Origin of the sequence: Streptomyces sp. NPDC050548 (genome assembly GCF_044457385.1) — a bacterium.
Taxonomy (GTDB): domain Bacteria; phylum Actinomycetota; class Actinomycetes; order Streptomycetales; family Streptomycetaceae; genus Streptomyces.
Map to the genome: position 1 here is coordinate 65,391 of NZ_JBITGV010000027.1, position 22,210 is coordinate 87,600.

The window sequence follows — 22,210 nt, forward strand, 5'->3', positions numbered from 1 at the left end:
CCGAACCGACCGCAGCAACCGCCAGTGTCCCGAGGAGCCACACATGACCGATCCCCAGCACCTCGCCGCCCGCTACATCGCCCAGTGGGTGGAACCGGACCCCGCCCGCCGCCGGGCGACGATCGAGAGCCTCTGGGCCGAGGACGGCACCCACGTCCTCCAGCCGCCCGCCGAGATCCGCGAGCTCGCCGCGGACCTCGGCTTCGACCACCCCACCCTCCGCGCCCAGGGCCACGACGCCATCGAGACCCGCGTCACACGCAGCTACCAACGCTTCGTCGAGAAGGGCGAGTTCACCTTCCGGGCCCGCACCGACGCCGTACTCCTCGACGACCTGGTCCAGTTCCACTGGGACACGATCACCGTCGCCGACGGCGAAGTGGTCGGCGGCGGACTGGAGTTGCTCACACTCGACACCGACGGCCGCATCCGCACCGACTACATGTTCCCGGGCGCCTGATCCCCGCCGCCGCGGCCAATGCCTCCGCCTCCGCCATCGCGAACGCCGTCACCGCCGTCTTCAGCCGCAACTCCCCGTACGACGACAGCCGTATCCACACCGCCTGCATGTTCCCCGCCTACATGTTCCCCGGCGCCTGATCCCCCGCCACGGCGGCAGCCGCCAACGCCTGCGCCGTCGCCGCGTCCGCCGGCAGGAACGCCTCCAACTTCAGCTCCGCGAGGGTCACATCCACCGCGGTCGCGAAGGTCGTCACCGTCGTCATCAGCCGCAACTCCCCGTACGACGACCGCAGCCGCAACGGCACCGCGAACCCCAACTGCCCCTCGCCCGACTCAAGTTCCGGCACATACCCGGCCAACTCGTCCCGCAACTCGGGCAATCCACCCAACCGGGCCACGATGTGCCGCGCCCACTCGGCCAGGTTGAGGATCCGCGGCGCCACCCCGTCCGGATGCAGCGCCAGCCGGTACACATTCGCCCCCCGCCCCACCAGCTCCGCCGCAGCCCCCTCCGTGATCACCCCGAACGCACTGTTGGCGTCGACCAGTTGACCCCTCCGGTCCACCACCACCGCCGGATACGGCAGATGCCCGCGCAGGATGTGCCCGATCGCCGCCCGCACCGGGGCCAGCACCGGCCCCTCCAACGGACTCTCCGCGTACACCGGCGCGAACCCGGCCGCCAGCAACAGCTCGTTCCGCTCCCGCAACGGCAGTTCGAGCGACTCGGCGAGCCGCACGACCATGTTCCGCCCCGGCACCGAGCGCCCCGACTCGATGAAACTCAGATGCCGCTGAGTGGTCCCGGCCCGCGAAGCCACCTCCAGCTGACTCAGCCGACGACTCGCACGACGCTCACGCAACACCTGGGAAAAGTCCACGCACCAGTTCTACGACGCCCTGCCCCAACCGGCCATTCCCCACAGGGAATTGAGCCCATACCCGCCCCCGACGACCATCGAGCCCATGAACACCACCAACCCCGCCGACCCCACCGACACGGGCGAACCGCCCGCAGCCGCCCCGCAACGGGACCCCCGAGCCACTAGGCGCACACCTCCACCCCCATCAGCCGACGAACCGCCCCCGAACGCCACCCACCCCATCCACCTCGGCGTACTCCTCCCCACCGGAACCGCCCAATGGTCCAAGGACGACGACCCCCGCGACCTCATCGCCCTCGGCCGTACCGCCGAACACCTCGGCTTCACCTCCCTCTTCGTCAACGACTCCCTCATCACCCCCCGCATCGAAGCCCTCACGATGCTCGCCGCCCTCGCCGCCACCACCGAGACAGCCACCCTCGGCACCGGCGCCCTGCTTCCCTTCCTGCGCCGCCCCGTCCAGACCGCCCAGACCCTCGCCTCCATCGACCTGCTCTCCCACGGCCGCCTCGCCCTCGCCGTCGGCGCCGGCTTCCCCGGCCGCTTCGGACGCCCCTTCTACGACCTCTCCGAAGTCCCCTGGCCCCGCCGCTTCGCCCGCCTCGACGAGACGGTCCGGCTCTGGCGGGCCCTCTGGCAGGGCGCCGACAGCTTCCACGGCGAGTTCCACCACTTCACCGACCTCCCGCCCGCCCTGCGCCCCACCCGCCCCACCGGCCCACCCGTCTGGCTCGCCGGCGCCACCCCCACCGCCCTGGCCCGCACCGGCCGCCTCTACGACGGCTGGCTCCCCTACCCGCCCGACCCCGCCGACTACACGACCGGCCTGCACGACATCCACCAGGCGGCCACCGCGGCGGGCCGCAGCCCCGAGGCCATCACCCCGGCCCTCTTCGTCACCGTACGAATCGACGACGACCCCCAAACCGCCCGAGCCGCACTCGACGACTACGCCCGCGCCACCTACGGCATGCCCCTCCCCGAGCTGGAGAAGATCCAGGCCGTCGCCGCGGGCACCGCGGAGCAGGTGGCCCAGCGCCTCGACCGGTACGTCACCGCGGGCGCCCGCCACCTCGTCACCCGCCCCGCCGCCCTGAACCTGCGCGCCCAGCGCGAGCAGATGGAACGCGTCGCCGTACTGATCCCCGACCTGACGACCCCGTCACCGCCCCGAACCCGCGTTCGTCCCGGACAATAGGCGTGTGCTGGAAATGACGCGCGAGGCGTTCGAAGAGCTGGTGAGCGAAGCCCTGGACCGGATTCCGCCCGAACTGACGCGGGTCATGGACAACGTGGCCGTCTTCGTCGAGGACGAACCCGACCCGTCCGATCCCGAACTCCTCGGCCTCTACGAGGGCACACCTCTCACCGAACGCGGCGAGTGGTACGCCGGGGTCCTCCCCGACCGGATCTCGATCTACATGGGCCCGACCCTGCGCTACTGCGCGACCACCGAGGACGTCGTCCACGAGGTCGCCGTCACCGTCGTCCACGAAGTCGCCCACCACTTCGGCATCGACGACGAACGCCTCCACGAACTCGGCTGGGGCTGACCCACTCCCACGCCCCACCCCGCATACACGCACCCACTCCTGGGCATACGGGACCAATGGCCAGCGTCCCCGTCGCAGCCCTGAACCGCCTCCGCCGGGCCCAGCGCGCCCTGACCCACCGCTACCGCGCCCGCCGCCCCCGCCCCACCCTCGAACTCGTCCCCCAGCCCCACCCCTGGTCCCGCGCCCTCGGCCTCATCACGGTCGTCCTCGTCGGCGCCTGGCTCGGCCTGCTCATCGTCGGCAACGTCCGCGCCCAGGTCGGCCCCATGAACACCACGATGACCCTGCGCCCCTCCCTCACCGGCGGCACCAAGATCAACATCTCGCCGCTCGGCGCCCTCTCCCTCGACAGCCACCACGCCCCCGTCCGCCTCGACGTCAACGTCGACCAGCTCGACCCCGAACGCTCCGAGGCCCTCGTCGACCACCCCGAGCGCATCTCCGGCCTCCAGAACGAGGTCGCCCACGACGTCGAACACGGCACCCTCGACCTCGCCGTACGCTCCTGCACCGCCGTCGTCCTCGGCGCCACCACCCTCGGCCTCGCCGTCTACCGCCGTCCCCGCCGCGCCCTCGCCGCCGGCGGCCTCGCCCTCACCCTCCTCGCCGCGTCCGGAGCGACCGCCTACGCGACCTGGAACCCCAAATCCATCCTGGAACCCAAGTTCTCCGGGCTGCTCTCCTCCGCCCCCTCCGTGGTCGGCAACGCACGCAGCATCGTCACCGAATTCGACGTCTACCAGCAGGAGTTGGCCCGCCTGGTGACCAACGTGACCAAGCTCTACGACGTCACGTCCACCCTCCCCGCGTACCAGCCGGACCCGACGACGATCCGCGTGCTCCACGTCTCGGACATCCACCTGAACCCCGCGAGCTGGAAGATCATCGCGTCGCTGGTGGAGCAGTACAAGGTGAACGTCATCGTCGACACCGGCGACACCATGGACCACGGCACGGCCGCCGAGAACGGCTTCCTGGACCCCATCGCCGACCTCGGCGCCCCTTACGTCTGGGTCAGGGGCAACCACGACTCCCTGGTCACCCAGCGCTATCTGCAGCGCATGAAGAACGTGCACGTCCTGGACGAGGGCCGGGCGGAAACGGTCGCGGGCGTGCGCTTCGCGGGCATCGGCGACCCCCAGTTCACCCCCGACCGCTCGGTCGCCCCCGGCGGCAACGCGGCCGAGGAGCTGGCCGGCGACCAGCTCGCCTCCGCCCTCCGCGACCAGCGGGCCGCGGGCACCCCGGTCGACATCGCCCTGGTCCACGAACCGTCGGCGGCCCGCCAGACGGACGGCGAGGTCCCGCTCGTCCTGGCCGGCCACCTCCACCACGAGGGCACCGAGGTCATGAAGCACGGCACCCGCCTCCGTATCGAGGGCTCGACGGGCGGCAGCGGCCTGCGCGCGGTGGAGGGCAAGTACCCCGACCCCATCGAGGCGTCGATCCTCTACATCGACCGCGACACCCATCGCCTCCAGGCCTGGGACGAGATCAAACTCGGCGGCCTGGGCCTGACGACGGCCGAGGTGAGCCGCCACCTCCCGAAGGAGAACCTCCCGGGCGCACCCCGGTCCCCGAGTCCGTCCCCGAGTCCGTCCCCCAGCCCGTCCCCGAGCCCCTCACCGAGCGCGGCGTCGAGGACCCCGTAAACCGTTTTGGCGATACCTCCCGCCATCCCATATGCTTCTCACGTCCCCGACGCGCTGAGAAGCGCCCAGGCGGGCCGATAGCCCTCATCGTCTAGCGGCCTAGGACGCCGCCCTTTCAAGGCGGTAGCACGGGTTCGAATCCCGTTGGGGGCACGCAACACCGTGTGCGACACTGGCTCCGCCAGTCCGCACGCAACAGCTTGGTCCTGTGGAGCAGTTTGGAGTGCTCGCCACCCTGTCAAGGTGGAGGCCGCGGGTTCAAATCCCGTCAGGACCGCTGAGGTTTCCCCGGAAGCCTCGTGGCTGGGTAGCTCAGTTGGTACGAGCGATCGCCTGAAAAGCGATAGGTCGCCGGTTCGACCCCGGCCCCAGCCACCGGATCGAAAGCCCTGTCCCATCGGGACGGGGCTTTCGTCGTGACCGGACGACACAGGGTGGGGCGCGATGGGCCAGGACACGAACCTGGAGAAGACACGGGCGCGGTACGGGCTGGTCGCGGTGGTCGGCAGCAATGTCGCGATCACCGCGGTGGCGATCTTCGGGGTGTGGCAGCTGGACGGTGACCGGGCGGTGATCGTGGGTGTGCTGTCCTCGGCGTTCACCGCGATGGCGAGTCTGACCACGGCGTACCTGGGCATCAAGGCCGTGTCGAACACGGCACAGTCGATGTCGCGGGATGCCGGTCAGCATCAACCAGCCCGTCCGGCGCTTGAGGACGAGGCCGTTCCGGCCGACGGGGGTCTGGGGGCGGAGCCCCCGGGGACGGCCGGCATCCCCTCGCCCACCACTCCGACAACGGCACCCTGACTCACCCGCACGCCCCCCTCACCAATCCGCCCCCGCCAATTCATTCGCCAGGAATTTCGGCGAGGTGAGATCCTGGACGGCGTATGTCTACGCACCCCGCCTCCGCCCCCGGCGCTCCCGCCGCCCCCGCCCTCGGCGATCTCGCCCCCCGCCTGACCGAGCTGACCCTGCGCGACGCGCACCGGCTCGGGCGCAGGCTCGAAGGCGCGCGCAGGATCCGTAAGCCGGAGGCGCGTGCCGCCGTGCTCGCCGAGATCGAGGCCGAGGTGGCCCGTGGCGAGGAGCGGATGGCGGAGCGGCGCCGCCGTATCCCCGCGATCTCGTATCCCGAGCAGTTGCCGGTCAGCCAGAAGAAGGCCGACATCGCGGCAGCCATCCGTGATCACCAGGTCGTGATCGTGGCGGGTGAGACCGGTTCCGGGAAGACGACCCAGATCCCGAAGATCTGTCTCGAACTCGGTCGTGGCGTGCGCGGCATGATCGGGCACACCCAGCCCCGCCGTATCGCCGCCCGGACCGTGGCCGAGCGGGTCGCGGAGGAGATGGACACCCCGCTCGGCGAGGCCGTCGGCTGGAAGGTCCGCTTCACCGACCAGGTCAACCAGGACTCCACCTTCATCAAGCTGATGACGGACGGCATCCTGCTCGCCGAGATCCAGACCGACCGTGAACTGCGCGCCTACGACACGATCATCATCGACGAGGCCCACGAGCGGTCCCTCAACATCGACTTCCTGCTCGGGTACCTGGCCCAACTGCTGCCCAAGCGCCCGGACTTGAAGGTCATCATCACCTCGGCGACGATCGACCCGGAGCGTTTCTCACGGCACTTCGGCGAGGCCCCGATCATCGAGGTGAGCGGCCGGACGTATCCGGTGGAGGTCCGTTACCGCCCGCTCCTCGAAGACGACTCCGAGGACTCCGATCGCGACCAGATCACCGCGATCTGCGACGCGGTCGAGGAGCTTCAGGGCGAGGGCAAGGGCGACATCCTCGTCTTCCTGTCCGGCGAGCGGGAGATCCGCGACACGGCGGACGCGCTGACGAAGAAGAACTACCGCTTCACCGAGGTCCTCCCCCTCTACGCCCGGCTCTCGCACGCCGAGCAGCACCGCGTGTTCCAGCAGCACACCGGCCGCAGGATCGTTCTGGCGACCAACGTCGCCGAGACCTCCCTCACCGTCCCGGGCATCAAGTACGTCATCGACCCCGGCTTCGCCCGGATCAGCCGCTACAGCCACCGTACGAAGGTGCAGCGACTGCCCATCGAGGCGGTCAGCCAGGCAAGTGCCAATCAGCGCAAGGGTCGTTGTGGCCGTACGTCGGACGGCATCTGCATCCGGCTCTACTCCGAGGACGACTTCCTCGCCCGCCCGGAGTTCACGGACGCCGAGATCCTCCGTACGAACCTCGCCTCGGTCATCCTGCAGATGACGGCGGCCGGCCTCGGCGAGATCGAGAAGTTCCCGTTCATCGACCCGCCGGACCACCGCAACATCCGCGACGGTGTCCAACTCCTCCAGGAACTGGGCGCGTTGGACCCTGGCGAGAAGGACCCGCGCAAGCGGCTCACGCAGACGGGCCGCAAGCTCGCCCAACTGCCCGTGGACCCCCGGCTCGCCCGCATGGTCCTGGAGGCCGACAAGAACGGCTGTGTCCGCGAGGTCATGGTGATCGCCGCCGCGCTCTCCATCCAGGACCCGCGCGAGCGCCCGGCCGACAAGCAGACGCAGGCCGACCAGCAGCACGCCCGTTTCCGCGACGAGACGAGCGACTTCCTCGCGTTCCTGAACATGTGGCGGTACATCCGCGAACAGCAGAAGGAACGCGGTTCGTCGGCCTTCCGGCGCATGTGCAAGCAGGAGTACCTGAACTTCCTCCGCATCCGTGAGTGGCAGGACATCTACAGCCAACTCCGCACGGTGGCCAAGCAGATGGGCATCCAGTTCAACGAGGAGGACGCGGCCGAACAGAGCGTCCACGTCTCCCTCCTCGCGGGACTGCTCTCCCACATCGGCATGAAGGACGTGAAGGACGGCGCGAAGAACGAGTATCTCGGCGCCCGCAGCGCCAAGTTCGCGATCTTCCCGGGTTCGGCGCTCTTCAAGAAGACCCCGCGTTTCGTCATGTCGGCGGAGCTGGTGGAGACTTCGCGCCTCTGGGCGCGCGTCAACGCCAAGATCGAACCCGAGTGGGTCGAGCCGCTCGCCGGCCATCTCCTCAAGCGGACGTACAGCGAACCGCATTGGGAGAAGGACCAGGCGGCCGTGATGGCCTTCGAGAAGGTCACGCTCTACGGCGTCCCGATCATCGCCCAGCGCAAGGTGAACTACGGCCGCATCGACCCGGAGGCCAGTCGCGAACTCTTCATCCGCAACGCACTCGTAGAGGGCGACTGGCGCACGCACCACAAGTTCTTCGCCGACAACCGCAAACTCCTCACCGAGGTCGAGGAGTTGGAGCATCGCGCCCGACGCCGGGACATCCTGGTCGACGACGAGACGCTCTACGACTTCTACGACCAGCGGGTGCCCGAACACGTCGTGTCCGGCGCCCACTTCGACTCCTGGTGGAAGCACAAGCGGCACGAGGAGCCCGAACTCCTCGACTTCGAGCGCTCGATGCTCATCAACGAGCGTGCGGGCGACATCAGCAAGGACGACTATCCGGACTCGTGGCGGCAGGGTCCGCTGAAGTTCCGGGTGACGTACCAGTTCGAGCCGGGCGCGGACGCGGACGGGGTCACGGTCCACATCCCGCTCCACGTCCTCAACCAGGTCACGGACGAGGGCTTCGACTGGCAGATCCCGGGCCTGCGGGAGGAGGTCGTGACGGAGCTGATCCGCTCCCTCCCGAAGCCGATCCGCCGCAACTACGTACCGGCACCGAACTTCGCGCAGCGCTTCCTGGCCACGGCGACCCCGTTGCAGGAGCCGTTGACCACCACCATGGCCCGCGAGTTGAAGCGCATGGTCGGAGTCCCCTTCACGGCCGACGACTTCGACTGGTCGAAGGTCCCGGACCATCTCCTGATCACCTTCCGGATCGTGGACGAGCGCCGCCGCAAACTGGCCGAGGACAAGGACCTGGAGGCACTGAAGCTCCGCCTGAAGCCGAAGGCACGCCAGGCCATCTCGCAGGCGGCCGCGGCGACGGCGGAGCGTGAGGGCGGGGAGTCGCTGGAGCGGAAGGGCCTGACGGACTGGTCGATCGGCACGCTCACGCGCGTCTTCGAGACGCGCCGGGCGGGCCAGCCTGTGAAGGCGTACCCGGCACTGGTCGACGACGGAGACACCGTCTCGGTCCGGCTCTTCGACACGGAGGCCGAGCAGGCGGAGGCGATGTGGAAGGGCACGCGGCGGCTGATCGTCCGCAACATCCCGGTCAATCCCGCGAAGTTCGCTTCCGAAAAGCTCACCAACGCGCAGAAGCTCGCGCTGTCCGCGAATCCGCACGGTTCGATCCAGGCGCTGTTCGACGACTGCGCGCTCGCGGCGGCCGACAAACTCATCGGTGACTTCGGCGGGCCGGCGTGGGACGAGGAGTCGTACCGGAAGCTGTACGAGCGGGTGCGGGCCGAGATCGTCGACACGACGGTCCGGGCCGTGAGCCAGGTCCAACAGGTGCTCGCCGCCTGGCAGGCCTGTGAGCGCCGTCTGAAGGCGGCGAGCAGCCCGGCCCTCCTCCCGAACCTCGCGGACGTACGCGCCCAGCTGGACGCCCTCGTGAAGCCCGGGTTCGTGACGGCGGCCGGGATACGCCGCCTACCGGACCTGATGCGCTACTTGGTGGCCGCGGACCGCCGTCTCCAGCAGATGCCGACGGGCGTCCAGCGGGACACGACCCGCATGGAGAAGGTCCACGAGATGCAGGACGAGTACGCGTGGCTCCTGGAACAACTCCCGCAGGGCCGCCCGGTGCCGTCCTCGGTCCGTGACATCCGCTGGATGATCGAGGAGCTCCGGGTGAGCTATTTCGCGCACGCGCTGGGCACGGCGTACCCGGTCTCGGACAAGCGGATCGTGAAGGCGATCGACGCCGCCGCGCCGTAACGGCGCCCGCACACAGGGTGAGTTCGACCAGGCGGGCCACCCTCCTGTACAGTCTCGTCTCGCAGCACAACGCACCATCAAGTGCCGCGAAACCAGGTCCTGTGGAGCAGCTTGGAGTGCTCGCCACCCTGTCAAGGTGGAGGCCGCGGGTTCAAATCCCGTCAGGACCGCAGTGAACGACCAGGGCCCGCAACTCTCCGGAGACGCGGGCCTTACTCGTGCGTCCAGCGCAGGAGACCCACTTCCTTCGGGAGGTGGGTTTTTTCGTGCACGCGCGGCGGCCTTTCTGTGCCGGCCCGCACCACCCAGCCCGTTGGGGGTCCCCCCTCTGGGGGAGTTTGAGGACGAGGCCCCTTCAGGGCCGATGGGGGTCTGGGGGCGGAGCCCCCAGGGACGGTGCCCGGCGCAGACGGTCCCCTTGACGCAGCCGCCGGCTCCCGGTACCCAGAAACCAGGCCCCGTTCCCGCAGGGCCACTGGAGGTGGCGTATGGCGGCTTCGGTCAGGCATGAGACGCGGGCTCTGCTCCGTGCGCATCTGTCGGCCGCCAGCTCCTACCGCCATGTGACCCGGCACTGTCCGATCTGCCACCGCCTGCTGCGGCTGGCCCTGGATTCCCCTCCGCCACCGGAGCCCCAGGACGATCCACCGGACCAACTCCCTTAGCGCACATGGACCATGGGCAACAAGCCATCCGGCATGTGACGGGTGTCACCGCATAAGTTTTTGAAACGGTGGAACTTAAGACTCGCCTACAACTGGTCAATTTAATATGTGCAATTGCACCCCTGCGGGGGATGGTCCACAGGAGATCCGACAGGCCTCCCCAGACTCCGACAAGGTCCCTCACAGGACCCCGCGCGGGGCACGCACGGACCCCCGACCAGGCACAAAAAAGATCGCGCTGGACCCGGCGGAGTCCAGCGCGATCTACGACGCACCCTGTGTTCACATGTCTAAGAGCGTTGGGGGTGGGCTCTGTTGGGGCAGAACCCGCGTCGCTTGGAGCTGTGCTGTTCGGGCGCCTGACCGGTTGGGGGACCAGCCGTTTCGCCCGTATTCAGTTGGTCAGGCTTCGCTGCGCTGCTGCGGAATGCCCGCGAGCAGTGCACGGACCTCCGCCTCGCGGTAACGGCGGTGTCCGCCGAGCGTGCGAATCGAAGTGAGCTTTCCGGCCTTCGCCCACCGCGTGACCGTCTTGGGGTCCACACGGAACATCGTGGCGACCTCAGCCGGGGTCAGCAGCGGCTCGGCATCAGGGGTGCGAGCGGTCATGAGCGGCCTCCTCGGGAGAACCGAACCTTCTCGGTTCTTTCCTCTAAATTCTGCACCTTGACCCGCGTTGCCCGAAATGGCGGACGCGGGTCGAGTCGGTTATAGGACGAACGGCATGTCCTCGGCACTACAACTACACCATCTGTCCAACCGCTACGGCCAAACCGACGGAATTGCCATCCCAGGTGTCCATCAGCGACGGAAGCCGATGGACCATGCCATAACGGACAGTCACACCACTGTGACGATCAGTCACAGGGCGATCAGGAGTCATCCAGACCCCCCAAAGCACGCAATGCTGAGATTCCGCCCACAACGGGACGGACAGAGTCCTCCCCGGACTCCTTGTCCTATTTTGGCATGAGGGCGGGCAAGGGGCGCAAGGGATCTGCACGTGCGATCCGTCACCCTTGACATCAAACGTCCGGATCGGGACCTACGTCCCGTGTTGACGAACCGTAAGAATCCTATGCGCAGTTGTTCGAACTTGTCAGTTCGCCGAGCGCCGGTCCCTGACCGACCGCCAGCGCTCCACGAGCCGCCCGTACGCCTCGCCCGCCGCCGCCCCGTCCCCGGTCCGCAGCGCCTCGATGCCCGCTGCCACGTCCGCCGCCGAGTGGTCGTCCTCCAGCTCGCCGGCCGGCAGGACGTGCACGAGCCCGCCGTAGTCCAGCTCGACCAGGGACCGCGGATGGAACTCCTCCAGCCAGCGCCCCACGTCCACCAGACCGTCGATCAGCGGCCCGTCGTCGATCGCGTCCTTCAGCGTCCGCAGTGCTCGCGCCGTGCGCCGCCGCGCCTGCACCATGGGCGTCCGGTAGCGCAGCATCGGCGGATCGTCCCCGGACGCCTTGTCGTAGCGGCGCTCCTCGTCCCCGACGAGCACGAACCAGTTCAGCGGCACCTGCCAGGTCGCCGTCCGGATCCACGGCCGCGCGTCCGGATTCCGGGCCAGCCAGCGCTCGTAGTCCTGGGAGGCCTGATGCCGTACGAGCGGCGGCAGCACGGCGTCCAGGACCGAGGGCGGAAGTTCCTCCGCGAGGTCTCCCAGGGCCTGCCAGCCGCGCAGCCGGGTGCGCCAGGGGCAGACGCAGACCACGCCGTCGACCTCCACCACGAAGGCGTCGGCGCTCTCATGCACCGGCACCGCGACCGGCGGGGTGGGCAGCAAGTCGGCCAGCGCCCGGCGCAGTTCGTCCTGGTACGACGGACGGTCGGGCCGGCGGGCGTAGCGCGCCCAGTGGCCGCGCTCCGGCTCCGGGAAAGCGGCCAGCGGTTCGTAGACCCGTAGATAGGTCGCGTACGGGACGGTCACCGAGGACACCTTCTTGGGCACGCCTGCTCCCTCCCCCGCCGACCGTCAGGAAAACCTTCGGAACCCGCTCACGAACGGGCGGGAAAACTATGCAAATCGTCGCACGGACACCCCCCTTCGGTAGGTGATCCTGAACACTGCACCGATGGCGGCCACACGCAGGCCCTACGCTCGTCCCACGGCACCCGCCACCCCTACGGGGGCCTGTCTCCAACCGCCGCCACTTACCCAGGAGTCACCACAGTGACCGACGTAGACAACGGCGTCCTGCACACCCTGTTCCACTCGGACCAGGGCGGTCATGAGCAAGTCGTGCTCTGTCAGGACCGGGCCAGCGGCCTCAAGGCCGTCATCGCCATCCACAACACCGCGCTGGGCCCCGCACTGGGCGGCACGCGCTTCTACCCGTACGCGAGCGAGGCCGACGCCGTCGCCGACGCGCTCAACCTCGCCCGCGGGATGTCGTACAAGAACGCCATGGCCGGCCTGGACCACGGCGGCGGGAAAGCCGTGATCATCGGCGACCCGGAGCGCGACAAGACCGAGGAACTCCTGCTCGCCTACGGCCGGTTCGTGGCCTCGCTGGGCGGGCGGTACGTCACCGCGTGCGATGTCGGCACGTATGTCGCCGACATGGACGTCGTGGCCCGCGAGTGCCGCTGGACCACCGGGCGTTCCCCGGAGAACGGCGGCGCGGGCGACTCCTCCGTGCTGACCGCCTTCGGCGTCTTCCAGGGCATGCGGGCCAGCGCCCAGCACCTGTGGGGCGATCCGTCGCTGCGCGGCCGTACGGTCGGCATCGCGGGCGTCGGCAAGGTCGGGCACCACCTGGTCGAGCACCTGCGGGACGAGGGCGCCGAGGTCGTCATCACCGATGTGCGCGAGGAGTCCGTACGGCGGATCCTCGACAAGCACCCGACCGGTGTGCGGGCCGTCGCGGACACCGAGGCCCTGATCCGGGTCGAGGGGCTCGACGTCTACGCCCCCTGCGCGCTCGGCGGGGCGCTCGACGACGAGACCGTGCCGGTGCTGACCGCCAAGGTGGTGTGCGGCGCCGCCAACAACCAGCTCGCGCACCCGGGCGTCGAGAAGGACCTCGCCGACCGCGGGATCCTCTACGCGCCGGACTACGTGGTGAACGCCGGCGGGGTGATCCAGGTCGCCGACGAGCTGCACGGGTTCGACTTCGAACGGTGCAAGGCGAAGGCCGCGAAGATCTTCGACACCACGCTGGCCATATTCGCACGTGCGAAGGACGACGGTATTCCGCCGGCCGCCGCGGCCGACCGGATCGCCGAGCAGCGGATGCACGAGGCGGCCTCGCGGAACAGGTGAGCCGGTACCCGCCGGCGAAGACTTCGAGAGAACTCTCACGTTCGTCGGCGGGTCGCCTGCCAAGAAGTGGTTAAAATCGCGGTTGACCAGCGAGGACAGGGCACCTCGCGGGTCCTGTGGCCCGGCACGTGCTGCGGGCGACGTACCGTATGGGCGCGGGCTCAGGTACCGTGGAAGCCCTACGGACCGGTCTCTCCACGGAGAGTCCGTTCCAGATCATGAACGCGTGTCAAGACTCTGAGGCCACCGAGCCTCGTATCCGAGGGGGTCGAGCCATGGGGCGCGGCCGGGCAAAGGCCAAGCAGACGAAGGTCGCCCGCCAGCTGAAGTACAGCAGCGGCGGGACTGACCTCTCGCGTCTGGCCAATGAGCTGGGCGCTTCGACTTCGAGCCAGCCGCCGAATGGCGAGCCGTTCGAAGACGACGACGAGGAAGAAGACGACCCGTACGCTCAGTACGCGGATCTCTATAACGACGACGATGAGGACGAGGACGACGAGTCCGGTCCTCAGTCGCAACGTCGCGGCGCTTGACGCAACAGCGTCCCTCCGCAGTTTCCGCATAGCCGGAACAACTGCACCTCACCCGGTCCGGGGCAACACCGCCGGACCGGGTTTTGTGCTGCCGTTCCTCAGGCAGCCGCTGCGATCAGGCTGAGGCGCTTTAAATCGAATACGTGCCGACCATGGCCGCGCCCGTCGCGTGGTCGCCGCGCTCGGTGATCTCGCCGGCGACCCATGCCTCGACCCCGCGGTCGGCCAGGGTCTCCAGGGCCACGTCCGCGGACTCCTCGGGCACGATCGCGATCATGCCGACGCCCATGTTCAGGGTCTTCTCCAGCTCCAGGCGCTCGACCCGGCCGGTCTTCCCGACGAGGTCGAAGATCGGCGCCGGGGTCCAGGTGGAGCGGTCCACGATCGCGTGCAGGCCGTCCGGGATCACCCGGGCGAGGTTCGCGGCCAGTCCGCCGCCGGTGACGTGCGAGAAGGCGTGCACGTCGGCCGTACGGGTCAGCGCGAGGCAGTCCAGTGAGTAGATCTTCGTGGGCACGAGGAGTTCCTCGCCGAGGGTGCGGCCGAGTTCGTCGATCCGCGCCTCCAGGTCCAGGCCGGCCTGGTCGAGCAGGACATGCCGGACGAGCGAGTACCCGTTCGAGTGAAGTCCGGAGGCGGCCATGGCGATGACCGCGTCACCCGTGCGGATGCGATCCGCGCCGAGCAGCCGGTCGGCCTCCACGACGCCCGTACCGGCGCCGGCGACGTCGAAGTCGTCCGGGCCCAGCAGACCCGGGTGTTCGGCGGTCTCGCCGCCGACCAGGGCGCAGCCGGCCAGCACACAGCCCTCGGCGATGCCCTTCACGATGGCCGCGACACGCTCGGGGTGCACCTTGCCGACGCAGATGTAGTCGGTCATGAAGAGCGGCTCGGCGCCGCACACCACGATGTCGTCCATGACCATCGCGACCAGGTCGTGGCCGATCGTGTCGTAGACGCCGAGGCGGCGGGCGATGTCGACCTTCGTGCCGACGCCGTCCGTGGCGGAGGCGAGCAGGGGGCGCTCGAACCGCTTGAGGGCGGAGGCGTCGAAGAGCCCGGCGAAGCCGCCGAGGCCGCCGAGGACCTCGGGGCGCTGGGTCTTCTTCACCCACTCCTTCATGAGTTCTACGGCGCGGTCGCCGGCGTCGATGTCGACACCGGCAGCCGCGTAGGAAGCACCGGAAGCGGGACTCTCAGACATTGCCTGGGATCTTTCGGGTTGGTGATACGGGGCTTCTACGGGCGACGGATCGCGTCGGCCGCGGCCGTGGCGGCCGGACCGGCCGCCAGCTCGGTCTCCAGGAGCTGCTTGCCGAGCAGCTCGGGGTCCGGGAGGTCCATCGGGTACTCGCCGTCGAAGCAGGCACGGCAGAGGTTCGGCTTGGCGATGGTGGTCGCCTCGATCATGCCGTCGAGGGAGATGTACGACAGGGAGTCGGCGCCGAGCGAGGTGCCGATCTCGTCGATGGTCATGCCGTTGGCGATGAGTTCCGCGCGGGTGGCGAAGTCGATGCCGAAGAAGCAGGGCCACTTCACGGGCGGCGAGGAGATCCGGATGTGGACCTCGGCGGCCCCGGCCTCCCGGAGCATGCGCACCAGCGCCCGCTGGGTGTTGCCGCGCACGATCGAGTCGTCGACGACGACCAGGCGCTTGCCCTTGATGACTTCCTTCAGCGGGTTCAGCTTCAGGCGGATGCCGAGCTGCCGGATGGTCTGCGAGGGCTGGATGAACGTACGGCCGACATAGGCGTTCTTCACCAGACCGGCGCCGAACGGGATGCCCGAGGCCTCCGCGTAGCCGATCGCCGCCGGGGTGCCGGACTCCGGAGTCGCTATGACCAGATCGGCCTCGACGGGAGCTTCTTCGGCGAGTTTCCGGCCCATCTCCACCCGGGAGAGGTACACGTTCCGGCCGGCGATGTCGGTGTCGGGGCGGGCCAGATAGACGTACTCGAAGACACAGCCCTTGGGCTTCGCTTCCGCGAATCGGGAGGTGCGCAGGCCGTTCTCGTCGATGGCGACGAACTCGCCCGGCTCGATCTCGCGGACGTAGGCGGCACCGCAGATGTCGAGGGCGGCGGACTCGGAGGCGACGACCCAGCCGCGCTCAAGCCGGCCGAGGACCATCGGGCGGATGCCCTGGGGGTCGCGGGCCGCGTAGAGGGTGTGCTCGTCCATGAAGACGAGCGAGAAGGCGCCCTGGACCTGCGGGAGGATCTGGTGGGCCGCCTCCTCGATGGTCAGCGGCTTGCCGTCCGGGTCCTCCTGGGCGGCGAGCAGGGCCGTGAGGAGGTCGGTGTCGTTGGTCGCGGCCACCCGCGGGGTGCGGCCGCCCTCCTTCTTGGGGAGGTCGGCGACCATCTCCGCGAGCTGGGCGGTGTTGACCAGGTTGCCGTTGTGGCCGAGCGCGATCGAACCGTGCGCGGTGGCGCGGAACGTCGGCTGGGCGTTCTCCCAGGTGGAGGCCCCGGTGGTCGAGTAGCGGGCGTGACCGACCGCGATATGACCCTGGAGCGAACCGAGCGAGGTCTCGTCGAAGACCTGGGAAACGAGGCCCATGTCCTTGAAGACGAGGATCTGGGAGCCGTTGCTGACCGCGATTCCCGCGGATTCCTGGCCTCGATGCTGGAGGGCGTAGAGCCCGAAGTAAGTGAGCTTGGCGACCTCTTCACCGGGAGCCCAGACTCCGAAGACGCCACAAGCGTCCTGGGGTCCTTTCTCGCCGGGGAGCAGATCATGACTGAGTCGACCGTCACCACGTGGCACGGCACCGAGTGTAGGCGAGATCGACCACTGGTCCGAATTCGGGATACACGCCTGTAATGGATCACTCCCCGACACCACCGCTCCCACCAGCCAAAACACGGAAAGCGACGCTACGACGGCCCCGCCGCCCGCCCTACGAGGTGAGCGGTCGCACATCCTGCCGCGCCCCGACCGGCCCCGAACCGCCCTCAGGACATGATCGGCAACAGGGCCGCGAGGTCGGCCCGCTCCCCGCTCGCCCTGACCTTCGCCTCCTCCACGGCGTCCTTCCACGCCGTCCGCCCGGTCGCGAGCCGCATCCAGGTCAGCGGGTCGGTCTCGACGACATTGGGCGGGGTGCCGCGGGTGTGCCGGGGCCCTTCGACGCACTGCACGACGGCATACGGCGGGATCCGCACCTCGGTGGAACCGCCGGGCGCCTTCAGCGCGAGGGCATCGGCGAGGAGCCTGGTGGCGGCGGCGAGGGCCTGACGGTCGTAGGGAATGTCGAGGCCGGGGACGGCGGCGTTGAGGTCGTCGGTGTGGACGCAGAGTTCGACGGTGCGGGTGACGAGGTAGTCGGCGAGAGGCATGGCGCCCGCGTTGGTTTCGAGCAGCCGGGTGCCGGGGTGGGCGTCGAGGTGGGCGGTGAGGCCCTGCTCGATGCCGGCGAGGTAGGTGCCGAGGTCGGGGTTCCGCTCGGCGAGCCGGTGGGCCATGTCGGCGAGGGCGTCGGAGTTGGCGGCGGTCGCGAACGGCCAGTCGAGCACGGTGGCGTCCGCTGCGGCGGGCACCGGCCGGTCGAGGAAGCGGCCGATCGCGGAGAGCGCGGCCCCCATGTGCGCGACGAGTTCCCGCACGGTCCAGTCCCCGAGCCGGGTCGGCAGCGTGAGCTGCTCGGCGGTGAGGGCCGCCACCGCCTCCCGTACGTTCCCGAACTGGGCGAGAACCGCGGTGCGGGTCTTGACCGGGTCATAGGTGCGGGCGCGCTTCTTGGCCGTGGGCATGGCGGGGAGCCTATTCCGTGGCCGCGGCGGCCACCCGGGGGACGGGGGTACTCCCAAAAAAGTGTGTCACTTACTCGTGCCAGTGACACACTTTTCGGGAGACACCCTCCGGGAGGGCGGGGGATCGGCCGCGAAACCGGCGGCGGTCGGCGGTCGGTCAGGGGCGGCGCGCGTAGTCGCCGAGCCCGTTCTCCACCAACGCGAAGGCGCGCTCGGCTCGTCCGGGGGCTTCGGCGGCGACCGTGGTGACCGGCTCGCCCGCGTCGATACGGCGGTAGTGCTCCTCGATGAGGGCGTTGCGGGCGGCGCTGATCATGGCGGCGGCGACCGTGGCGAGCATCAGGTCGCCGGTCTCCTCGGCGAGGTGGGCGGCCATGTCCCGGGTGCCGCGCTGCGCGGCCAGGAAGGCGCGTTCCTTCAACACCGGCGTGCCCATGACGAGTTCGCGCAGTTGGCGGGCGAAGGGTTCGCTGTGCAGGCCGACCGCCGGATCGCGGGTCGCGACCATCTCCAGGAACTGCCGTCGTACGGCCTCCACCGCGGACTCGCCGACCGCGCGCTCGCGCACCGCGCGCGCCGCGTCGCCGAAGTGCTCCTCCATGGGCCAGAAGACCAGGTCCTCCTTGGTGCCGAAGTAGTTGAAGACGGTCATCTTGGAGACGTCGGACGCGTCGGCGATCTCCTGGACGGAGACGTTGTCGAAACCGCGCTCGGAGAAGAGGCCGATCGCGGTTCGGATGATCCGCCTGGCCGTCTCCAGCTTCTTGCGCTCACGCAGTCCCATCGCTTCGGTCACGGATTTACTGTACCAAGGCGAAATTTAATCCCGGATGAAATATTGACTCGGTACACGAACAACCTCCATGGTGGTTTCCGTGACCGAGACCCAGCGAAAAATCGGCTTCGCCGTCTGCCTCGTCACGATCGTGCTGGCCCTGCTCGACCTGCAGATCGTGTCCGCGGCAACCGTCCCGATCGTCCGGGACCTCGACCCCGCCCACGGCATCGACAAGATTCCGTGGCTGGTCAGCGCCTACGCGCTCGCGTCGGCTGCGATGCTCCCGCTCTACGGCAAGCTCTGCGACGTACACGGCCCCAAGCGGGTCTTCACCGCGGCGATCGCCACCTTCCTGCTCGGCTCGGCGCTGTGCGGAGCCGCGCGGTCCATGGACCAGCTCATCGCGGCCCGCGCCCTCCAGGGCCTGGGCGGAGGCGGACTGATGAGCATCACGATGGTGGTGATCGCCCACCTGAAAGGACCAGGCGGGGAGGACTCCGGCAGGGGCGCGAACGCCGGTGGACTGGTGGCCGGCGGCGCGATGGCGATCGGCCCATGGACCGGCGGCCTGCTCGCCGACCACGCGAACTGGCGGTGGATCTTCTACGTCAACCTGCCGGTGGGCATGGTGGTCCTGGTCACGGCCGTCTTCGCGCTGAAGCTCCCCGAGCATCATGTCCGGCGCCCGCTGGACTACTTGGGCGCGGGGCTGGCGGCCGGGTTCTCCAGCGCGCTGCTCCTGACGACGGACTGGGGCGGCAAGAAGTACGGGTGGGCTTCGCCGGAGATCGTGGGCTTGGGCTTCGCCACGGCTGTGACGCTCGCCCTGTTCGTCTGGCGCCAACTCCGGGCGCCCGAACCGGTGTTGCCGCTCTCCCTGTTCAAGGTCCGCGAACTGCGGCTCGGCTTCGCGGTGCAGGCGATTCTCGGCGGCGCGATGATGTGCGCGATCTACTACGTCCTGATCTATCTCCAGGTCGCGCGAGGCATCGCCAGCTCATCGGCGGGCCTGTTCCTGGTGCCGCTGGCGGTGGGACTGGGGGCGGCGGGCCTGCTCACCGGGCCGCTGGGCGCGCGGGGCTGGTCGGCCCGGACCTTCACGCTCAGCGGTACGGCGACGACGGCACTCGCGTTCGCCCTGCTCGCCACGACGACCGGCCCGGACACGTCCCTGTGGCTGATCCGAGCGGAACTGTTCCTGGCGGGGGCGGGGTTCGGCCAGCTCGTCGGCCAACTGATCCTGCTGGTCCAGGACTCCGCGCCACCCCACCAGCTGGGCGTGGCCACGACCTCGATCCGCTTCTTCCAGACCCTGGGCAACGCCCTGGGCACGGCGGCGTTCGGCACAGTGCTGGCCCGTTTCTACGGCGAGCACGGGCCCGGTGGGGACATCACGGGGCTGGCTCATCTGACGGGTTCGGCGCGCGTGGCCGGCGTCCAGGCCTTTGTCGATGCGACGCAGGTGGTGTTCTGGGGCGGGGCCGGGTTGATGGGGGTGGCCGCGGTGTTGGCCTGGCGGTTGCCCAAGTCCGGGGAAGCGACAGGTGGTTCGGTCGCGGGCGATGACCTCGCTTATGTACGCACGTAAGTCACGAACGCGGTGAACGCCTCCGGCGGGAGGGTGAGCGCGGGGCCGTGCGGAATCTTGGAGTCTCGGACGGCGACCAGGGATTGGGTGGGGGTGAGGTTGGCTATCTCGACACAGTTGCCGCCCGAGTCGTTGCTGTAGGACGACTTGAACCAGGCGGATTCCGGTGCCAGTTGGGGCGTAGTCATGGTCGTTCCATCTCTCGTGCCAGTTTCTTCAAGAACTCGCTGGTTTCCCTGGGCCCAGGGGCTCCAGCTCGCATGGCGTCGAACCGGCGGGAGTAGCGCCAGAGTTCGGTGTCCTTGTCCGTCAGGCTGACGGTGTCCTGACCGTCCTTGCTGACGACGGTGGGCAACGGGGACTCGAACTCCATGAGCACGAAACTCTCGGGCGACCGGTAGACGGGCTGGGACCAGGGAAGGATCTGCACCGTCACGTGGTCCAGCGCTGTGAGTTCCGCCAGGTACTCGTACTGCTCGCGCATCACTTCCGGACCGCCGTAGACCCGTCGCACCGCGGCCTCTTCGAGGATCGCGTGGACCTCCACCGGCCGAACTGAGCGCGTGATGACCTCCTTGCGCTTCATCCGGATCTCGATGTTGCGCTCCACGAACTCTGTCGTGCGCTCATCGATCGGCTTGGCGATCTCGAACTGCGCCCGCGCGTACACGTCCGTCTGGAACAGCCCGTACATCACGCACGGCTCGTAGACGCGGAGGATCTTGGCGTCACCTTCGAGGCCGACGCTCATCCCGAAACCGGACGGCATGAAGCTCCGGTACGGCGACCACCAGCCCCGGTCCAGCGAGTTCTTGTGGATCTCCAGCAAGAACTCCACGTCGTCCGGTTCATCAACCCCGTACCGCTCCAGCAACACCTTGAGATCCTGGGCCTTGGGCAGTCCCGTCAGCCCGTTCTCCACTCGGTACAACTTCGACTCGGTGAAGCCCAGTCCCTGTACCGCCTGCGCCAAGGTCAGACCCACGCCGTCGTCACTCGCCGCGTTCTGGCGAAGCCTCCGCAGCTCCTGCCCCAGTTGCATACGCCGGATCGTCGGCCCTGTCTTCATTGCCACTCTGCCCGCCCCTCCCGCGGTCATGCCCGCCAACAGTATGCCGATGCCGGGCACTTGACGCCCCGTGCCCGGCTCATCACTGCACGTGCCCCGAGTCTGACAGCTCCTGCCCACCTCGCGCAGACACATGCACATCTTCTGGCATTTGCCAGTTCTCGTGGAATTTCTACGTTCGATTGCCTCTCGCATGGCACCTGCGTGACCGTGATCCCATGACCACTCCACGCAACAACCCCACCCCCAACTCCCGCCCCCGCACCGACGCCCCCTTCCTCGTCGGCGACCGAGTCAAAGGCACCAGCTACGTGCCACCGGGACCGCACCGCCGGGAAGCACCGGAACTCTTTGAGGGCGTCGTCGTGCAGGTCGGTTCCGGATATGCCGGTGTCGACGCCGAGCACGCCTTTCTCTGGGTGAAGCTGAAAGATCACACCGAGCGGCAAGCACTGGTCACCGACACCGAGTTGGTCGAGGAGTGAACCTCGTCCTCAGCACCCTCACCGGCCTGCTCGCCCTGCTCGCCCTCTTCTTGCTGCTCAAGCCGGACGCCGAGCCACCACCGTCCCCCCCGGACGAACTCCCCACGCCCGTAATCCCGTTCACCACCACCGGCGTCGGCGGACCTTGCCGACCCGGCGCACCCCTCAACCGGCGGCCCGTACCGCCATGACCAGGCCGCTCGACCACGCCAAGCGCACAGAGCGGAAATCCGGGCGTTCCTCCAGTTCGGCCAACAGGTGTTTCATGGCGGACTTATGGGACGTCGGCCAGTCCGGCTGCGGAAGCAGGTCGTCGATCAGGTAGGTCCCGCCGGGAGCCAAGGCCCAGGGCTCGTTCGAGGTGGGTGAATTTGCCGGGCCAGGTGTCCGCGAAGACCAGGTCGAAGGGCTCCCTCTCATACGCCTCCAGCCATGGACCCGCGTCCGCCGTCACGAAAGTCACCCGCGCATCCGACCTCAATTCCTCGCGGGCGATCGCCTGGACGGCGGCGTCACGTTCGACGGTGATCAGTCGCGAGTCTTCGTCCATCCCGCTCAGGAGCCAGGCGGTGCCTTCGCCCGCGCCGGTGCCGAGTTCGAGGACGCGGCCACCTGGCCGGGCCGCCGCGAGCACGGACAACAGACTGCCGGTCCGCTCCTCGTAC

22 protein-coding genes and 4 tRNA genes are annotated in these 22,210 nt (G+C 68.9%); 16 read left to right on the forward strand and 10 right to left on the reverse strand.

All coding sequences use genetic code 11. From position 1 onward, the window contains the following. Positions 1-43: 43 nt before the first annotated feature. Positions 44-460: a hypothetical protein gene (locus ACIBJH_RS44400; RefSeq protein ID WP_399122672.1), complete on the forward strand. Its 417-nt coding sequence runs from the start codon at positions 44-46 to the stop codon at positions 458-460. A 118-nt stretch (positions 461-578) separates the two neighbouring features. Here the strand turns inward: ACIBJH_RS44400 and ACIBJH_RS44405 are convergent, their stop codons facing one another. Next, entirely contained in the window at positions 579-1,343 is a 765-nt protein-coding gene (locus tag ACIBJH_RS44405) for a helix-turn-helix domain-containing protein (RefSeq protein ID WP_399122673.1), read from the reverse strand. Positions 1,344-1,428: 85 nt separating this feature from the next. Between ACIBJH_RS44405 and ACIBJH_RS44410 the strand changes: the two genes are divergently transcribed. From ACIBJH_RS44410 to ACIBJH_RS44455, 10 genes are all read left to right on the forward strand, one after another. Next, positions 1,429-2,544, forward strand: coding sequence for an LLM class flavin-dependent oxidoreductase (locus ACIBJH_RS44410; RefSeq protein ID WP_399122674.1), 1,116 nt, complete (start codon positions 1,429-1,431; stop codon positions 2,542-2,544). A gap of 4 nt (positions 2,545-2,548) precedes the next feature. Beyond that, positions 2,549-2,899: a metallopeptidase family protein gene (locus ACIBJH_RS44415; protein ID WP_026179323.1), complete on the forward strand. Its 351-nt coding sequence runs from the start codon at positions 2,549-2,551 to the stop codon at positions 2,897-2,899. A gap of 56 nt (positions 2,900-2,955) precedes the next feature. Further along, the gene (locus ACIBJH_RS44420; RefSeq protein ID WP_399122675.1) at positions 2,956-4,554 is read left to right on the forward strand and encodes a metallophosphoesterase; all 1,599 of its coding nucleotides are present in this window, start codon (positions 2,956-2,958) and stop codon (positions 4,552-4,554) included. An 80-nt stretch (positions 4,555-4,634) separates the two neighbouring features. After that, positions 4,635-4,707, forward strand: a tRNA-Glu gene (locus ACIBJH_RS44425). 49 nt (positions 4,708-4,756) lie between these two features. After that, positions 4,757-4,831: transfer RNA gene (locus tag ACIBJH_RS44430), tRNA-Asp, on the forward strand. 24 nt (positions 4,832-4,855) lie between these two features. Beyond that, positions 4,856-4,929 (forward strand) — tRNA-Phe (locus ACIBJH_RS44435). A 69-nt stretch (positions 4,930-4,998) separates the two neighbouring features. Further along, positions 4,999-5,361: a hypothetical protein gene (locus ACIBJH_RS44440; RefSeq protein ID WP_399122676.1), complete on the forward strand. Its 363-nt coding sequence runs from the start codon at positions 4,999-5,001 to the stop codon at positions 5,359-5,361. A gap of 83 nt (positions 5,362-5,444) precedes the next feature. Beyond that, a complete protein-coding gene (gene hrpA, locus ACIBJH_RS44445; protein ID WP_399122677.1) occupies positions 5,445-9,413 on the forward strand; it encodes an ATP-dependent RNA helicase HrpA in 3,969 nt (1,322 codons plus the stop codon). A 95-nt stretch (positions 9,414-9,508) separates the two neighbouring features. Beyond that, positions 9,509-9,583, forward strand: a tRNA-Asp gene (locus ACIBJH_RS44450). Positions 9,584-9,901: 318 nt separating this feature from the next. Continuing rightward, the gene (locus ACIBJH_RS44455; protein WP_236584730.1) at positions 9,902-10,078 is read left to right on the forward strand and encodes a DUF6274 family protein; all 177 of its coding nucleotides are present in this window, start codon (positions 9,902-9,904) and stop codon (positions 10,076-10,078) included. 402 nt (positions 10,079-10,480) lie between these two features. Here ACIBJH_RS44455 and bldC read toward each other — a convergent pair whose 3' ends face one another. Both bldC and ACIBJH_RS44465 read right to left on the reverse strand, forming a co-directional pair. Continuing rightward, positions 10,481-10,687, reverse strand: a complete 207-nt coding sequence (gene bldC, locus ACIBJH_RS44460) for a developmental transcriptional regulator BldC (RefSeq protein WP_003949541.1) — start codon at positions 10,685-10,687, stop codon at positions 10,481-10,483. A 490-nt stretch (positions 10,688-11,177) separates the two neighbouring features. After that, a complete protein-coding gene (locus ACIBJH_RS44465) occupies positions 11,178-12,023 on the reverse strand; it encodes a hypothetical protein (RefSeq protein ID WP_399122678.1) in 846 nt (281 codons plus the stop codon). Between the two features lie 222 nt (positions 12,024-12,245). On the opposite strand from ACIBJH_RS44465, the gene ACIBJH_RS44470 reads away from it, so the two are divergent. Both ACIBJH_RS44470 and ACIBJH_RS44475 read left to right on the forward strand, forming a co-directional pair. Continuing rightward, on the forward strand, positions 12,246-13,337 hold the full coding sequence (locus ACIBJH_RS44470; RefSeq protein ID WP_399122679.1) for a Leu/Phe/Val dehydrogenase: 1,092 nt from the start codon (positions 12,246-12,248) through the stop codon (positions 13,335-13,337). 275 nt (positions 13,338-13,612) lie between these two features. Continuing rightward, positions 13,613-13,870, forward strand: a complete 258-nt coding sequence (locus ACIBJH_RS44475) for a DUF3073 domain-containing protein (protein WP_019061825.1) — start codon at positions 13,613-13,615, stop codon at positions 13,868-13,870. 130 nt (positions 13,871-14,000) lie between these two features. Here ACIBJH_RS44475 and purM read toward each other — a convergent pair whose 3' ends face one another. The 4 genes from purM to ACIBJH_RS44495 all read right to left on the reverse strand — a co-directional run bounded on the left by purM (position 14,001) and on the right by ACIBJH_RS44495 (position 18,421). Further along, positions 14,001-15,074: a phosphoribosylformylglycinamidine cyclo-ligase gene (purM, locus tag ACIBJH_RS44480; protein ID WP_399122680.1), complete on the reverse strand. Its 1,074-nt coding sequence runs from the start codon at positions 15,072-15,074 to the stop codon at positions 14,001-14,003. Positions 15,075-15,109: 35 nt separating this feature from the next. Further along, entirely contained in the window at positions 15,110-16,639 is a 1,530-nt protein-coding gene (purF, locus tag ACIBJH_RS44485) for an amidophosphoribosyltransferase (RefSeq protein WP_399122682.1), read from the reverse strand. A 188-nt stretch (positions 16,640-16,827) separates the two neighbouring features. Then, a complete protein-coding gene (locus tag ACIBJH_RS44490) occupies positions 16,828-17,625 on the reverse strand; it encodes a sterol carrier family protein (RefSeq protein WP_399122683.1) in 798 nt (265 codons plus the stop codon). Positions 17,626-17,782: 157 nt separating this feature from the next. Next, positions 17,783-18,421: a TetR/AcrR family transcriptional regulator gene (locus ACIBJH_RS44495; protein WP_399122684.1), complete on the reverse strand. Its 639-nt coding sequence runs from the start codon at positions 18,419-18,421 to the stop codon at positions 17,783-17,785. Positions 18,422-18,488: 67 nt separating this feature from the next. Here ACIBJH_RS44495 and ACIBJH_RS44500 point away from each other — a divergent pair, with 67 nt between their 5' ends. Continuing rightward, complete coding sequence (locus ACIBJH_RS44500; protein ID WP_399122685.1) at positions 18,489-19,991, forward strand: MFS transporter; 1,503 nt, start codon at positions 18,489-18,491, stop codon at positions 19,989-19,991. Here ACIBJH_RS44500 and ACIBJH_RS44505 read toward each other — a convergent pair. Then, on the reverse strand, positions 19,976-20,179 hold the full coding sequence (locus ACIBJH_RS44505) for a DUF397 domain-containing protein (protein WP_399122687.1): 204 nt from the start codon (positions 20,177-20,179) through the stop codon (positions 19,976-19,978). The two genes, ACIBJH_RS44500 and ACIBJH_RS44505, sit on opposite strands and share 16 nt — an antisense overlap. Then, positions 20,176-21,120, reverse strand: coding sequence for a helix-turn-helix domain-containing protein (locus ACIBJH_RS44510; protein WP_399122688.1), 945 nt, complete (start codon positions 21,118-21,120; stop codon positions 20,176-20,178). Before ACIBJH_RS44510 ends, ACIBJH_RS44505 begins: the two co-directional genes overlap by 4 nt. 158 nt (positions 21,121-21,278) lie before the next feature. Between ACIBJH_RS44510 and ACIBJH_RS44515 the strand changes: the two genes are divergently transcribed. Both ACIBJH_RS44515 and ACIBJH_RS44520 read left to right on the forward strand, forming a co-directional pair. Further along, entirely contained in the window at positions 21,279-21,545 is a 267-nt protein-coding gene (locus ACIBJH_RS44515; RefSeq protein WP_399122689.1) for a hypothetical protein, read from the forward strand. Then, positions 21,542-21,736 carry a hypothetical protein gene (locus ACIBJH_RS44520; protein ID WP_399122690.1) on the forward strand — a complete coding sequence of 65 codons (195 nt, stop codon included), beginning with the start codon at positions 21,542-21,544 and terminating at the stop codon, positions 21,734-21,736. The genes ACIBJH_RS44515 and ACIBJH_RS44520 overlap by 4 nt, the downstream gene beginning before the upstream one ends. Before the next feature lie 83 nt (positions 21,737-21,819). Here the strand turns inward: ACIBJH_RS44520 and ACIBJH_RS44525 are convergent, their stop codons facing one another. Continuing rightward, entirely contained in the window at positions 21,820-22,179 is a 360-nt protein-coding gene (locus ACIBJH_RS44525; RefSeq protein WP_399122691.1) for an O-methyltransferase, read from the reverse strand. Between the last annotated feature and the right edge of the window lie 31 nt (positions 22,180-22,210).